The sequence below is a fragment of the Mycobacterium intermedium genome (assembly GCF_002086275.1).
GTDB lineage: Bacteria > Actinomycetota > Actinomycetes > Mycobacteriales > Mycobacteriaceae > Mycobacterium > Mycobacterium intermedium.
This window is the reverse complement of record NZ_MVHT01000012.1, coordinates 79189-94816: the sequence shown is the minus strand read 5'-3', so window position 1 is coordinate 94816 and position 15628 is coordinate 79189. Positions and strand designations below refer to the sequence as shown.

10 protein-coding genes are annotated in these 15628 nt (G+C 65.8%); 9 read left to right on the top strand and 1 reads right to left on the bottom strand.

Going from position 1 to position 15628, the window contains the following annotated elements; all coding sequences use genetic code 11:
* The first annotated feature begins 316 nt into the window (after positions 1-316).
* From BST27_RS07040 to BST27_RS34450, 8 genes are all read left to right on the top strand, one after another.
* Complete coding sequence (locus BST27_RS07040) at positions 317-844, top strand: PadR family transcriptional regulator (RefSeq protein WP_069419936.1); 528 nt, start codon at positions 317-319, stop codon at positions 842-844.
* A gap of 113 nt (positions 845-957) precedes the next feature.
* Positions 958-1524: a hypothetical protein gene (locus BST27_RS07035; RefSeq protein WP_069419916.1), complete on the top strand. Its 567-nt coding sequence runs from the start codon at positions 958-960 to the stop codon at positions 1522-1524.
* A 138-nt stretch (positions 1525-1662) separates the two neighbouring features.
* Positions 1663-4149: an acyltransferase family protein gene (locus BST27_RS07030; RefSeq protein ID WP_264000481.1), complete on the top strand. Its 2487-nt coding sequence runs from the start codon at positions 1663-1665 to the stop codon at positions 4147-4149.
* A 185-nt stretch (positions 4150-4334) separates the two neighbouring features.
* The gene (locus BST27_RS07020) at positions 4335-5378 is read left to right on the top strand and encodes a hypothetical protein (protein ID WP_139805045.1); all 1044 of its coding nucleotides are present in this window, start codon (positions 4335-4337) and stop codon (positions 5376-5378) included.
* Between the two features lie 69 nt (positions 5379-5447).
* Positions 5448-5981 (top strand): oligopeptide transporter substrate-binding protein, encoded by a 534-nt coding sequence (locus tag BST27_RS33090; RefSeq protein WP_156789271.1) that lies wholly within the window; start codon positions 5448-5450, stop codon positions 5979-5981.
* Between the two features lie 89 nt (positions 5982-6070).
* Positions 6071-7939 carry an Hsp70 family protein gene (locus tag BST27_RS07010; protein ID WP_069419912.1) on the top strand — a complete coding sequence of 623 codons (1869 nt, stop codon included), beginning with the start codon at positions 6071-6073 and terminating at the stop codon, positions 7937-7939.
* 22 nt (positions 7940-7961) lie between these two features.
* Positions 7962-9233 carry an MFS transporter gene (locus tag BST27_RS07005; RefSeq protein WP_069419911.1) on the top strand — a complete coding sequence of 424 codons (1272 nt, stop codon included), beginning with the start codon at positions 7962-7964 and terminating at the stop codon, positions 9231-9233.
* A 570-nt stretch (positions 9234-9803) separates the two neighbouring features.
* Positions 9804-11198: a PE family protein gene (locus BST27_RS34450; RefSeq protein WP_069419910.1), complete on the top strand. Its 1395-nt coding sequence runs from the start codon at positions 9804-9806 to the stop codon at positions 11196-11198.
* A gap of 99 nt (positions 11199-11297) precedes the next feature.
* On the opposite strand, the gene BST27_RS06995 is transcribed toward BST27_RS34450, so the two are convergent.
* Positions 11298-14141, bottom strand: a complete 2844-nt coding sequence (locus BST27_RS06995; RefSeq protein WP_069419909.1) for an ATP-binding protein — start codon at positions 14139-14141, stop codon at positions 11298-11300.
* A gap of 228 nt (positions 14142-14369) precedes the next feature.
* Here BST27_RS06995 and BST27_RS06990 point away from each other — a divergent pair, with 228 nt between their 5' ends.
* Entirely contained in the window at positions 14370-15545 is a 1176-nt protein-coding gene (locus BST27_RS06990; RefSeq protein WP_069419908.1) for a BTAD domain-containing putative transcriptional regulator, read from the top strand.
* Positions 15546-15628 lie beyond the last annotated feature (83 nt).

Genomic DNA, 15628 nt, shown 5'->3' with positions numbered 1-15628 from the left:
ACGAACACTGGGGACGCCCGCACGTTGACACTGCGCCTGTGGCGACAAAATGCGAGTAACCCCCGCCACCACCGCAGGTCTCAACGAACACTGGGGACGCGCCGACGTTGACACTGCGCCTGTGGCGACAAAATGCGAGTAACCCCCGCCACCACCGCAGTCTCAACGAACACTGGGGACGCACGCACGTTGACACTGCGCCTGTGGCGACAAAATGCGAGTAACCACCGCCACCACCGCAGTCTCAACGATCAATGCCGCGCCCGCCTTACATTCCGATAGTGACATGTCACAATTGGACGGTTACGATGGCCGTGTGAGCCTCCGACACGCCGCCCTCGGGCTGCTGGCACAAGAGCCTGCCAGTGGCTATGACCTGCTGAAAAAGTTCAAAGAGTCGATGGACAACATGTGGCCGGCAACGCAGAGCCAGCTCTACGGTGAGCTCAACAAGTTGGCCGACGGCGGGTTCATCGAGGTCTCCGATGTGGGCCCGCGCGGCCGCAAAGAGTACGCAATCACCGACGCCGGACGCGCCGAACTAACCCGCTGGATGCTGTCTCCGCAAGACGATCCCCCGATTCGCAACGCGGCGATGCTGCGCGTCTTTCTCCTTGGCCAGCTCACCACCAGCCAGGCGCGCGAATACCTGGAGATGCTCAAAGCCGAATCCGAACAGGAACACACCCACTATCAGCAGATTCTCGACGCCTACGACTGGTCGGCCGACGACGACGCATTCTTCGCGCGCGCCGTCCTCGAGCAGGGACTGCGGTGGACCCAGCACGAAATGGAATGGGCGGACTGGGTGATCGACGGCTTGAACCAACGCGCCAAGGGGTGATGCTGGGCGTAACGCTTTGTCATCGGCGCCCTTCCAATCGCGCGTCACTGCAATGACTTGCGCCGCAGCGTGCGTAATCTGACCTGTTGTTATTGAGATGCGGGGAGAAGCGCGTGCGGTTATCGCATACAGCCCGGTGGGGATTGGCCGCCCTGGCGAGTTCTGCGCTGCTGCTGGGCGGATGTAGCACGGTTATCGACGGTAGGCCCATCGCCCACCCAAGACCGGAACACACCGAGCCGTCCTTCCCGACGCCCAGGCCGACCACCTCGCAGCCACCGACCAGCGAAAGCCCGACCCCCTCGACGTTGTCGCCTGGGCCGACCACCCCCGCCGGCGCCATTCCGCTGCCGCCCGACGAGAACGGCTACGTCTTCATCGAAACCAAGTCCGGGTTGACCCGCTGTCAGATCAACAAGGACAGCGTCGGTTGCGAGGCGCCTTTCAAGAATTCCCCGATGCAGGAGGGGGAGCACGCCAACGGCGTCCACATCACCTCCGCGGGCAAGGTTCAGTGGGTATTGGGTAACCTCGGTGCCATCCCCACCGTCACCATCGACTACAAGGTGTACGACGCTGCGGGATGGACCATTAACGCGACCGAAGAGGGCACCAGCTTCAAGAACAATGCCACCGGCCATGGGATGTTCGTCAGCGTCGAGAAGGTCACCACCTTCTGAAGGAAATATGTGGGGCCGGATGACCTGTTCCGACCCGCCACAGCGCTGAAAATTCTACCCACCAAGCGTCGGATCGGTTAGCGTAGCTCAGCCGTCACAACTGCGGATTGGTAAGCAGCATTGAGAAGCCCACAAGAAGTGGGGACGATTCCGAGTTCGGCCCTGGCACAGGCGATTTCTGCCACGCCCGGGCCGGCGCGTCCTCGGCTGGGCAGGCTGCCAGGGATCGACGGCATGCGGGCGCTTGCGGTGATCGCGGTCGTGTTGTATCACCTCAATCCGGCGTGGCTGCCCGGTGGATACCTGGGCGTTGACGTCTTCTTCGTGATCAGCGGCTTTCTGATCACCCGCCTACTGATCGCCGAGCGGTCGGCCACCGGTCGAATCAGTCTGCGGCAGTTCTGGATTCGACGCGCCCGCCGCATCCTGTCGCCACTGCTGCCGATGCTGGTCGGCGCCATTGCCGCGACCGCCCTGGTCGACCGATCGATGTTGCACGCGTTGCGCACCGAAGTATTGGGTGCGCTGTCCTTCACCAGCAACTGGGTTCAGATCAGCGAACATCAATCGTATTTCGCCAAGTTCGGCCCACCCTCGTTGCTACAACACCTGTGGTCGCTGGCGGTGGAGGAACAGTTCTACCTGGTCTGGCCGGCGGTCGTCATCGCGGTGCTGTACTGGGGTCTTCGTAAGGGCCTCAGCAAGCGCCTAGGCAAGATCCGCCTATCCCCCACCCATGCCGTCGCAATCGTTGCTGGACTGGGTGCGATGGCCTCGGCGACGGCAATGGCGGCGCTGTATGAGCCCGGAACCGATCCATCGCCGATCTACTACAGCACCCTGACGCACGCGGCCGGCCTCTTCACCGGCGCGGTACTGGCCGTAGCGTGGCCAGCCGCCGAAGCATCGCTCATGCGCTGGTCACTGCGCGGGTATTCGCTCCGGGGCGCACTGGCCGGGATCGGCCTTTTCGTGGTAGCCCTCGGCTACTGGTTACTGGACGAGTACGGCTCGGCCACTTACCAGGGCGGCATCCTCGCGGTTTCGGCCGCTTGCGCGTTGCTCATCGTCGGCGCGGGACACGGCACCACCCCCATCGGCCGGCTGCTGTCGCGCCCGTCGGTCTGCTGGGTCGGCGCCCGGTCCTATGGCCTGTACCTGTGGCATTGGCCGGTCTTCGTACTCGGCGATCGCATCCTGGGCCACCGCACGCCGATGGTCGCAGTGGTGGAGGTGGCAGTCGCGGTCCTTCTCGCCGCGGGCTCGTACCGGTGGATCGAACGGCCCATCCTCCGCCACGGCTACCGCGCGGCGCTGCACGCCGGCTGGCGCGCCGTGCGCGGTGGCCGGGCGGGAAGGCTGCTGGTGGCGGGTGCCGTGCTCGCCACGTCCGTGTTTGTCCTCGCATCCCTGGTGTGGGCGCCGCCACCGCCGTTGACGGGGCTCGACAAGCAACTGGCTGAAGCCCTCGCCGTGCAAGCCGCACAAGAGGAGTCTGCCGGCCCGACGCCGCCGGCGCCCGCCACGGCAATCCCAGCCGCCCGGGTGAAGACCGCGCCTGAAGCCGTCGGACCTCCCCCCGGCGACCAGATCAGCGCGGTGGGCGACTCAGTGATGCTGGCTTCGTCTCTCGCGTTGCGGGACCGGTTACCCGGCATTTGGATCGACGCCGTCACCAACCGCGGCATGCAGGCGGCGCCGGACATCCTCGCCTCACTCGCCGCGAACGGCTTGCTGCGCCCAGTGGTCCTGCTGGGCCTGGGCACCAACGGCTCGTTCCCACGGGAGCTGCTGGAAGACATCCTCGAGACGCTCGGCCCGGACCGGAAGGTGTTCCTGGTCAATCTGTATCTGCATGACAAGCCATGGACCGATGGCGTCAACCAGACCTTGACCGACGTGGCGCTCGCGCATCCCGCCAACGTCCACCTCGTCGACTGGCAGAGCGCGGTTACCGGACATGAGGACCTGCTCTACGACGACCACATCCATCCACAACCCGTCGCGGGCGCCGACCTCTACGCCGAAACGGTCATCGCGGCGATGATCGACGCAGAGAAGCCGGCTCCACCACCCGTTGCCGCCCCGGATCCCGTGGTCAACGTCCCGCCAGGGCCTACCCCGCGGCCATCCGCCGCGCCCGGACGGGACGGCACCGGAAGGTTCGGCTTCGCGGCGGTAGCGCTGATGATGCTGCTGGCCACGCCGGTCACGGCCTTGGCCCGCGCGTACGCCGCCGCTCTTGCTGCGCTGCCCGAGGCGGTGCTCTCTGGCGTATCGGCGGAAGTGAGCGCCAGGGACTGTGTCATCACGGCTTGTGCCCTGTTCGCATTGCCCACGCGAGCGCGGTCGCCACCTATCGAATTCGACCGGCCAGCAGACGCGGATCCCCTTCCGAACGGAGACGGGATACCGCGTCTGCTTGTTTTTGGGAGTGATCGAGGGTCCTGCAACGCGCAGATAGGACACGAAGGACGTGACGACACGTCGCCGAATCTGACCGTCATGGGCAGAAGCACCGAATCATGCTGGGACACAACAACATTACCGAGTCTGAGCAGTTTCGCGGCGGTCAACCGGTCCGCACACTGTCGCCGCTTCATTCGATTACCGGGAACGGAGTGATTTACTGACTCGACGACGCGGACGCCACGACATGCAAGGACCCGCTGGGACGGGGATTTGTGTTGTCGCCGAACGGATCTGGTTGGCGGCCACACGTGTAGTCCACTCGTCCACGACTCAACCTGAGGTTCCGTCGGGCAATTGACAGTGCCGCTAGGCGCGGTGACACCAGTACCATGTGTCGGGTGGCGCGCAACGGTCCACCCGACGACTTCAACGACAAGCCCACCGAGTACGGCGGCTACCCGGAGGGGTACATACCGCCCGATTCGCCGGGCGGCCAGCCAACAGCCGAGGGCCCGCAAAACCGCCCCACGGTGGAAGGGGCGCCACCATTCCAGGGGCCACCGAACCCGCAGAACCAGCCCACGGCTCAGCAGTACCCGCCGTCCTACCAGGGGCCGACGGAATATGCGCCCCAGCCACCCTCGTATCAAGGCCCGTATCAAGGCCCCACCCAGTACGGGCCGCAAGGCGCTCCCACGGAGTACGGAGGGCAGGAGGACCCGACGGAATATCTCGGACGGCGCGGACAAGCGCAGTATCCGGGACAGGAAGGCCAAACTCAGTACCTGGGAGAGGAAGGCCAAACTCAGTACCTGGGGCAAGGCGGCCAGACTGAGTACCTAGGGCAAAGTAGCGCGACGGAGTACCTGGGTGGCACCACCCCGTACCAGGGCGGCACCACGCAGTATCAGCGCCCCCAAGACCCGACCGAATACCAGGGACCCCCGCCGTACCAGGGCTCCCAACCGCCCCAGGATCCATCCGCGCCCCCGCCCTACTCAGCCGACCAGTTCCCGCCCGCCGACATCGAGGATCCCGATGCCGAGGCCCGGCCCTGGTACCGCAAGCCCACGGCACTGATCGCCTGGGCGCTCGCTGTGCTGCTGCTCCTCGCGTTGATCATTTATGGAGTTGTGCAGTTGTTCGGCGAGGGCAAGGGCACCAGTCCCGTGCCCACGACCACCACCACGACTGCGCCGAGCTCCACGACGACTCCGACCACGACCACGGAGCCGACAACGACCGCGACCACAACGCCGTCCTCGGAGCCGACGACCACCGAGAACCCGCCGGCGCCTCCGCCGCCGAACACCCGGGCCCCGGTGCCGCCTCCGCAGACGACGCAACAGCCGACCCATCGCCATCCGACCATCCCGCCGTTGCCGCCGACGATCGTCATCCCGGGGATTCCGACGACGATCACGCTCCCCAAACTGCCTTAGGTCACCGATCGGCAACGGCCAGCGTGGCTGGGCGTGCCCGGATGATCTCGACGGCTAGCATCAGCGGCCGTGGCAAATCAAGGTCCGCCGGACTACGGGCCCAACGATCCGACGGCCTACGGCAATTACGGTTATGGCGGTGAACCGGGCGGATACGGCCAGGAACCGCCCCCTGAGCCCACCCCCGGGTGGCGCAAACCGCTATCCCTGGTCGGCTGGGGTCTGCTGATCGCGATCCTGATCGGGCTGATCATCTACGGCATCGTCGAGTTGGCGCACGGCCGGCCCGCGCCGGCCACCGTAACCACGACCGTGACCGCAAGCACCACGGCACCCACAACAACCACGACTGCGCCGACCAGCACCAGCACCACAACGACGACCACGACAACGACCACGACGACCACCACCACAACAACGACGCCGACAACCACCACCACAACGACGACGCCGACAACGACCACTACCACCGCGCCGACCACGACCAGCACCGAAACCACCTCGACGACCACCGACGTGCCGTCGCCCGGCGCGCTGCCGACGCCGTCGCACGTCATGCTCCCGGAGCTGCCCACCGTCATCAATCTGCCGCCGGGCCTCTGATCCGATGCCGCCCAATCGGCGGCGGCTAAGGTGGGAAACGGTTTGTGGCAATGAGCGCCAGCAAAATTATGGATGCAGGGGTGTGAGAAATGAGTGAGTCGCTGGGATTGTCGATCGGGGTGGCCAACCTGGTCGCAACCAGGGCGGGCAGCACCCCGATTGCACGCACACCCGTGCTGACCCTGTACGAAAACCGGCCGACCGAAGTTGGCCTGCCAGAAGAGAATCCGAACCTCACCGAGCCCGGGCTGGTGCTGCGTGGATTTGTCGAGCGGGTGGGTGATCGCACCCCGCTGGTAGCCGCCGACGGCTCGAAGTATTCGGGCGAGGCCCTGACGATCGAAGCGCTCGAAGCAATGGCCCGTACCGTCGGCTACGGCACCCCGGTCATCGTCGCCTTTCCCGCGTATTGGTCCGAAAGCCAGGTTGCGGCGCTGCGCGGGGAGTTGTTCGCCCAACCGGACCTCGCCCGCGGTGGGCAGCCGACGCTGATCTCCGACGCCAGCGCCGCCCTCCTGGCGCTGCGAGGCAATCCCGGATTCCCGACCGCCGGCATCGTCGCCGTGTGCGACTTCGGGGCCAGCGGTACCAGTGTCTCGCTGGCCGATGCTGGATCGAACCTCCAGCAGATCGGGCCCACGGCACGGCACCGCGAGTTCTCCGGCGACGAAATCGATCAGCTGATAGTCAACCATGTCCTTGCGGCCGCTCCCACCGCCGGCAACACGGCCGACTTTGCCGGTGCGGCAACCGGAATGGGGTCGGTGACCCGGTTGCTGGGCGGATGCCGACTGGCCAAAGAACGACTTTCGGCAACGACGGCGGTCACGCTGCCGTCAAGCACGGCCGGTCCCGGCATCCAGCTCACCCGCTCGGAATTCGAGCAGCTGGTCGCGGGGCCGCTGGATCGATTCGTCGCATTCCTCGCGGATACGCTGCAGCGCAACGGGATTGATCGCTTGGCGGCCCTGGCTCTGGTCGGTGGGGGCGCCAGCATCCCGCTGATCACCGCACGACTGTCGGAGCGCTTTCAGGCGCCAATCTTCACCACGCCCCAGCCGGGGTTCTGCGCCGCCATCGGGGCGACTGTGTTCGCCCAAGAACAGGCGGCCGCGGCGGCCCCCACCGGCTTGGCGCCCACTGTCGACGGACCCACGGGTGTGCTGGGCGCTGCCGCCGCGATGGGTGCTACCGCGGCGTTGCCAACCGGTGGCGTTGGCGCAGTCCCCACCGAAGCGATACCCGGAAGCTTCGACACGACGCAGCCCGACCAAGCTTTGGCCTGGTCCGAAGACAGCAACATCGGACAAGAGCCCGCTCCCTATCTCGGACCTGCCGACTACACCGGTGCCGTCCCGCCGGCCCCGGCCCCGGACTACGGGCCGACGGAAAACCTTGCCACGCCCGAACCCCCGCTGCCCCCGTGGTATCGGCGTCCGGCGATCCTGCTCAGCCTGTTCGGCGCCGCCGCGGCCATCGCGCTCGCCGTGGTGCTGGCCACGACACTGACCTCTACGAAAGCCAGGCCGGTCGTCACCGTGACATCACAGCCGCCGCCCTACACCACCAACGTGATCGGCCCCGACAACATCCCCACCGAGACGGTGATCACCCCTCCACCCGTCACCAAGACCACCGAGGCGCCGTCGTCGACGACAACCACTGAACCGACGACCACCACAACCACGACGTCGCCCAGCACGACCACCACGACCACGACGACGACCACTCAGCAGACCACGACGACCACACAGCCGAGCACCACACAGCCGACCACCACCGCTCCGACCACGACAGCACCGCCGACCACGACGGCGCCACCAACCACCACACAGGCGCCGCCCACCACCACGGCCGCGGCTCCCACCACCACGGCGCCCGCGCCAGTTACGCCCACCACTGCGGCCGCTCCCGTCACCCCCAACACGGAGGCACCGGCACCGGAGTCCGGTGGCTAGCACGGACGTTGCGCCCCAACGCTTGAGACGGGTCGCAATTGCGTGCACGGTGGGCACCACCGTCGAGTTCTACGACTTCTACATCTACGGCACGGCTGCGGCATTGGTGTTTCCCACCGTGTTCTTCCCGGATCTGAGCCCGACGATGGCAACGATCGCCGCGATGGGAACGTTTGCCGCGGCGTTCGTCTCTCGTCCGCTGGGCGGAGCCGTCTTCGGCCATTTCGGCGACCGCATCGGTCGCAAGGCGACTCTGGTCGCCACCCTGCTCATCATGGGATTGTCCACGGTCGCAGTCGGTTTGACTCCCAGCGCCGCGACAATCGGCGTGGCGGCACCGTTGCTCGTACTCGTCCTGCGACTGCTGCAAGGGTTCGCCGTCGGTGGCGAATGGGCCGGATCGGCATTGCTGGGTACCGAGTATGCGCCGCCGAACAGGCGGGGGTGGTACGGCATGTTCACTCCGCTCGGTGTCGGAATCGCGTTGGTGCTGACGAGTTTGACGTTCCTGCTTGTCGAGATGACCATCGGCGGCACCAGTGCCGCGTTCGTGCAGTGGGGGTGGCGGGTTGCGTTCTTGCTGAGTGCGCTCCTGATAGCCATAGCGCTGTATGTTCGGCTCAATATCGGCGAAACACCGGTATTCACAGCGCAATTGGTAAACGATGCGCCCTCCCGGGCGCCCATCGCCGACGTGATCAGAGGACACTCGGGCAAGGTTGCTCTGGCCGCCGGCAGCTTCGTAGGCGTGTACGGCTTTGTCTTCATGGGCGGCACCTATTTGGCCAGTTATGGCCGCAATCATCTTGGGCTTTCGCCGAATGTTGTACTCACCGCAGGCCTGCTGGGCGGGTTGGCGTGGACGGCCGTTGTCGCCTACTCGGCCAACAAGAGTGACCACATTGGCCGCCGCCCGGTCATGCTGACCGGCTGGATGCTGGGCTTGCCGTGGTGTTTTGCTGTCCTTCCGCTGATCGACACCGGGAGTCCGGTGTTGTTCACGCTGGCGATCGTCGGCATCTACGCGATAGCTGGGCTCGCCTATGCGCCGATGACGGCGTTTGTGCCCGAACTGTTCGACACCCGCCATCGCTATACCGGCGCTGGTTTGGCGCTCAACGTCGCGGGGATCATCGGTGGCGCCCTGCCACCGATAATCGCCGGGCCACTGCTTGAGCGCTATGGCAGCTGGGCCGTCGGAGTCATGTTGGCCGCCCTGGTGCTGATGAGTCTGGTTTGCATCTACCGGCTACCGGAAACTGTGGGGACATCCCTGGCCGACGCAGCGCAATGAGGTCGCGCGATACCACGACCAGTGCGTTCAGATCAGCGACGACTTTCGATCGTCCCTTACGAATTATGACGGTTTGTCATTAATACACACGGACCGTCATATCGACACCCGACACTCGGCAAATGCATAATGCTCCGCACCGCTCAATAAATCCTCAATAAATGCTCAATAGATCCTCAACGCGCTCCTCGCCTTGCCAGAAAGATGCAGTCGAGAGGCATCAGACGCGGATACGCAGCGACTCTTATGCTCCGCACAGGTGCGGCTATAGCCATTCACAGCTCTCGATGTGACTTTTTTCAGCACGGATTATTTTTCGATCGGCTTTCTTGTCTTCGGTAAGGAGTTACGACAAATGCGTCGTTATGGCCACCACAGGCCAATTCCTTCCGAACACCTACGCACAACTGGAGCGGTCGGTCCGCGGCGCGGGAAACCATGGCCCGGCTCTGGCCTCGCGCAAGGCCCGGCAGGGGCCGTGAAGTCATCGATCTTCAGCGGGGTGGTTAGCGACCAGTGCGGAGACGACGAGCTCTGGCCGGTCCGTGTCGAATTCGAAAGGAGAGCGTGATGGCGGGTGTGATTGCGGCGCCGGAGATGATCGCCGCTGCGGCGACGGAGTTGGGCAATTTGTGTTCGACGGTCGGAGCGGCCAATGCCGCGGCGGCCGGCCCCACGACCGCGCTGCTGGCGGCGGGCGCTGATGAGGTGTCGGCGGCGATCGCATCGCTGTTCAACGCCCACGCGCGGGCCTATCAGGCGATCGGCGCTCAGGCGGCGGAATTTCACGCGGCGTTTGTCCAGCAACTGAACACCGGTGCCTTCTCCTACGCCGCTGCGGAGGCCGCCAATACCACTCCCCTCGACCAGGTGAACGGGATCTTCGAGGCGCTCTTGGGACGCCCGTTGATCGGCGACGGGGCCAACGGCACCCCGGGCACGGGCGCGGACGGCCAGAACGGAGGGCTGTTGTGGGGTAACGGCGGCGCCGGTGGCTCCGGCGGGCCCGGCCAGAACGGCGGCAACGGCGGGAGTGGCGGGTTCTTGTATGGCAACGGCGGCGCCGGCGGAGTCGGTGGGAACGCTATCGGCTCCGGCCTTGCGGGCTCCGGCGGCAACGGCGGTAGCGCCGTCGGGCTTTTCGGCAACGGCGGCAACGGCGGCACGGGCGGAATCAGCCTCGCCGGCGTCGCCGGCGACGGCGGATTCGGCGGGAACGGCGGATTCGTGTTCGGCAACGGCGGCGCCGGCGGGGCGGGCGGCCCAGGGTTCGTGGCCGGCTGGGGCGGCTGGGGCGGCAACGGCTACGGCTTGCTCTACGGCCAAGGCGGCGCCGGCGGCGCCGGTGGGATGACCCCTTCCGGCGGAGTCGCCGGCGTCGGCGGAACCGGCGGCAGTGGCAACATCCTGTTCGGCATGATCGGGACCGGCGCCGACGGTGGCGCCGGCGGAGCCGCGTTCGGCGCCACCAACATCGGGGGTCAAGGCGGCAACGGCGGCAACGGCGGCGGCTACCTGTTTGGCATTGGCGGCCACGGCGGCGCCGGCGGGGCCGCCATGACCCCCGGCGGCACCGGCGGCGCCGGCGGTCAGGGTGGCGCCAATGGTCTCTTCTTCAGCTGGGGCGCCGGCAATTATGAAGCCGCCGGCGCGTTGTTCGGCATCGGCGGTGCCGGCGGCGACGGCGGAGCAGCGCTCGCCGGCGGCCGCGGTGGGACGGGCGGCCTCGGCGGCCTCGGTGGCCTCCTTTTCGGCCTCGGCGGCGCCGGTGGCAACGGTTACGGCGCAGCCGAATTGGCCCAGGGGGGTAACGGCAGCCAGGGCGGTTACGGCGGACTCCTCTTTGGCATCGGTGGCGCCGGCGGCAACGGCGGCATCGGAGCCATCAACGGCATTGGCGGCCCCGGCGGCTTCGGCGCGTACATCTTCTTCGGACCGAACGGAAAGCCCGGGCAAACACCGTGATCGAGCCAGCGGGCCGACCACTGCACCAGCAACACCGCCGTTGCACGCAACGCGATTCCTTGCGTCAGACGGAATCGCCCCGAGCCATCACCTATCGAGTCACCCGCACAGCTGCGACCCTGTCGGGTCGGCGTTTCTGACGGGGTGTTTATCCAGCAGGCCCAGTTCGATAGCCAGGAGCGTCAAACCCGGCCGGCGCCGGCGCCCGGTCTTGTCACGAATGCGGTCCAGATGTGAGCGGACCGTGGCCAACGATATGACTAGGGTTTCGGCGATTTGCTGATCGGTCTTGCCGTCGGCGAGCAACGCCAAGAGCTCCAACTCGCGGCTGCTGAGCATGCGACCTGGACGGCGGTTGATGCTGGTCGGTGTCGCCTCAGGCAGCGGATCGGGGTTCGCATCGGGGTTCGCTTCGAGCCGTTTCAGGTAACCCGCCGCGATTTGGCGGTAGCCCGCCGCCGAGGCGCCCTCAGCGGCTTCCCGGTATAACGCAGCGGCGCAGTCCACATCGCCGCGGTAAGCCGCGAGATCGGCCGCAGCACCCACCGCTAGCGGGTGGCGATCGACGCCGAGGGCGGCGGTCACGCAGTACTCGGCCTCCGCCTCGGCCCCTGCTGCCAGCAGAGCGGGCACCACGGCCCGCGCGACGAAGGGATCTTTGGCCAGTACGGGCGCCCGTGCGAGCAAGGATCGGGCAACATCGGCCGCCGTTTCGGGGTAACTACCCTTAGCCGTCGCCAGCTCCACCCGGGTAGGACCGCAGACGTGGTGCCACCAACCTTCCCGCGGCGCAAGGTCTTCCAGCAGCGCCTCGGCTTCGTGAAGCCGACCCTGCTGCAGCCGCACCCAGGCTAAGAATTCGTGTCCAAGGAACGACGACAACCCAGATGGGACGGCCGCCGAACCTTCGAGCAGCGCCAGAGCGGCCGCCTCGGTTCGGCCGACATCGCAGTGAAACCGGGCAGCCACCGCCTCAATCAGTAAGGCCAACATCTCCGGACCGGGGCCGACGTTGAGGGCGCGGGCATGGGTACGGACGAGGTCGGCCATTGATGTCAGCTCACGGGCGCGCATCGCGAGCCCCTTCTGCAGAGCACAAATGATGACGCTGGCGCCGAAGTCTTCGGGCAGTCTCAGCCTCATCGCTTCCGCTGTGCCACGATCGATTTCCGCAATGCCCTCGTCACGGTGGCCCAACGCGCACAGCGCTGCGCCGCGATTGATCAACGCGGCAACACGGCCTTGATCGGCGTCGAACTCATCCGCCAGCTTCAAGGCACGATCGGCGAAGGCGAGGCCTGCCTCGCATTCGAGGTTGTAGTTGTGCCACATCGCCAAGCGCGCATACAGCAACGCCAAATCTGGGCCAGGCGGTGCGGATTCGAGGATCAGGCGCGCTCGCTCGAAGGCATCCAAAGCGGCGTGCGGCTCACCGAGCGCCAGATGCACCGAGCCTAGGACGACAAGGAGTCTCGCCGCGGGTGCATGCACGGCTGGCTCAAGTAGATCGACACCCTCGCGCAGTGGCGCTATCGCCGCCGCAGCATTCCCACTTGCCAACAGCATGCGGCCTCGTTCGCACAGCAGGTGCCCGCGTTCGACGGGATCGACAACGCTGATCAGCGCGCGCTCGTAGAGCATGGCCGCCTCGGCGAAAGCACCCGCCCGCGCGGTCATTTCGGCCGCTTGCGCGCACAGTGACGCGGCGTCGGCGCCACGACCCGCGGCCAACAGGTGACGGGCACGATCGATTACCGGCGCAGGAGGCGTCGACCCGGCAAGCGCATCGGCTATCCGGCTATGCAGGTACGTCGCTTCCCATGACGGCACGGCATCGCGGATAGCCTCGTGGGTGAGCAGGTGCCGAAACCTGAGCCGGATGCGCTCGGTGGTGTCGCGTTCGACCAGTTGCGCGGTGATCGCGGCCTTGAGTGCGGCAGACACCACCTTGGCCGGCAGCTCAGTCACCTCGGGCAGCGCACAAGGATCGAAAGTGCTTCCCAGCACCGCCGCCGCCATAATCACGTGCTGGTGTTCGGGCTCAAGGCGATTGAGTCGCTGCAGAATGCCGACAGCGAGCGTGTCGGGCAGATCAAGCCGGGAAGGCTGCGAACACTGCCAAACCCCGTCTTGCTGAAAAAACTGCCCGGAATTGATTGCTGAGTCGAGCAGTTCCTCGACCGCAAATGGCACACCCTCACTACGTTGCGCGAGCGTGTCTACCAATCCGCTGCTGACGTGGTCGACGCCGAGCCGGGCACAAACCAGACGACGAACATCACGGTTCGTCAAGGGTGACAACACCATCGCGCTGGCGAACCCCGCGCGGCGCCACATGTCGAGCGTGGCGCGCAACGGGTGCGAGGCGCCGACCTCGTCAGAGCGGTAGGTCACGACCATAAGCAACGGAAGCCCACATGTGCGCCGAGCAACGAAATCGACAAGGGCGCGCGTCGAGGCATCCGCAAAATGCAGGTCGTCAATCACCAGTAGCGCGCCTGACTTTGCCGCCACCGTACGCAGCACCGCCAGTACGCCTTCAAAAAGTTGGAGTCGGACGGCCGCGCCGGACAGATCGTTGGGCAGGGACGCTCCATTCGACAGCTGTGGTACCACCGAACCGACCGCATCGGCTGTCGGCCCAAGCTGCTCCCGCAAACGCGCGGGATCGGCGGTGGTCAAGTAGCCGTCAATCGCTTCGTTGAAGGGCAGAAAGGGCAGGGAGAGCTCCTGCTCGCTGCATCCACCCCACAGCACCGCGCAGCCATGGTGTTGTGCCAGCGAGCTGAGTTCACGGGCCAGGCGCGTCTTGCCGATGCCGGTGTCACCGGCCACCAACCGAACACTGCCGGTTCCGCGTCGGGCGTGATCAAGTGCTTCGTCAAGCGCGGCGAGCTCCGCATCCCGCGCGATCAGCGGTGATACCGATTCGAATGGGCGCATGTTAACCCCAATCAGTAGCGACCAAGCAGTGCCGTGAAGCACAAAGGGCTGCCTGACAGGTTCCGCCAAGGGACTCAATTGATCCTCAATAAGTCCTCAATGAATACTTGACGCGGTGTCTTGGGGCTTTCGACGTGCGGCCGTTGCGGCCTTGCGACGGAGTTACCTAAGCCCCTAGCCTGCGGCGCGGACGAGGTTGACGATGTTCCTCGGACTGGAGGGTGAGCGATGACCGCACAGAGCCTGGGGTTCGGTGTGCTGGGCACGCTAGAGATGCGCGTGGGGGACACCACGATCGCGCTGGGGACACCAAAGCAACGCGCAGTGGTGGCGGTCTTGGTTCTCAGGCGCAACACCGCGGTAGGCATGGACACCTTGATCGACGCCGCCTGGGAGCAATCACCACCAGCGGGCGCGCGGGCCACGTTGCATTCCTACATCTCCAACGTGCGTCGCCTGCTGACCAATGCCGGCATCGATCCACGTCCCGTGCTGGTGAACGTGGCCCATGGGTATCGCCTGTCTGTCAGCGACGAGCACTGCGATGTCGGGCGTTTCGCCGCGGCAAAGGATGCCGGCTTCTCCGCCGCCGCGGCCGGGCGTTTCGAGGACGCCAGCCGCCACTTGAGCGCCGCGCTGGCACAGTGGCGCGGCCCGGTGCTGGATGATCTGCGCGACTTCAGCTTCGTCAGCGCCTACGCGAGTCCGTTGGTCGAAGACAAGCTCAATGTCCACACCGCCTACGCTCAGGCCGAAATCGCCTGCGGAAGACCGTATTCGGTTATCGCGGAGCTGGAAGAACTGATCAGCGTTCATCGCTATCGTGAGCCGCTGTGGGCGCAACTGATCACCGCCTACTACCTGACCGAGCGTCAATCCGACGCCCTCGACGCTTACCGACGGCTGAAAACGACTCTGGCCGACGAGCTGGGCATCGACCCCGGACCCACCCTGCGCGCTTTGCACGAGCAAATACTTCGCCAGCAACCTCTCGACGTGTATCACGTCGCACGCACGGTCGCTGAAGACACTCTGGTCTCGGGGACAGGCACCCGGGGCTCCGGCCGAGCCGGCTCGATCGCGTTGCGCGACCCCCAAGGCCGGCTGTACCCGCTGATCAACGTACTCACCCGCCTCGGACGCAGCAGCGACAACGACATCGTTCTCGACGATGTCAAAGTCAGCCGCAACCATGCCGTCATCGTCAAAGCCGGTTCAAGTGTCGTCATCACCGATCTGCACTCAGCCAACGGCATCTATCTCCACGGAGAACGAATCGGCACCAGCGCCCACCTCAGTGCCAACGACACCATCCGCATTGGCACCTACGAACTCACCCTTGAAGCCGGCCCCCCAACACCCATCAGTTCCGAGCAAGACACTACGCAAGTCACGGAGTTGTAAGGCTCGGCTATCGCTGACGCCTTTCTCTCCGCGGTCATAAATTTGCCGGCGATTGCAGCCGTTTCGGCACTCCGCACGGAAAC

What these genes read in the sequence shown, in the direction of transcription:
- BST27_RS06990 (WP_069419908.1), top strand. Translation starts at nt 14,370, where the DNA reads ATGACCGCACAGAGCCTGGGGTTCGGTGTGCTGGGCACGCTAGAGATG.
- BST27_RS34450 (WP_069419910.1), top strand. Translation starts at nt 9,804, where the DNA reads ATGGCGGGTGTGATTGCGGCGCCGGAGATGATCGCCGCTGCGGCGACG.
- BST27_RS07010 (WP_069419912.1), top strand. Translation starts at nt 6,071, where the DNA reads ATGAGTGAGTCGCTGGGATTGTCGATCGGGGTGGCCAACCTGGTCGCA.
- BST27_RS06995 (WP_069419909.1), bottom strand. Translation starts at nt 14,141, where the DNA reads ATGCGCCCATTCGAATCGGTATCACCGCTGATCGCGCGGGATGCGGAG.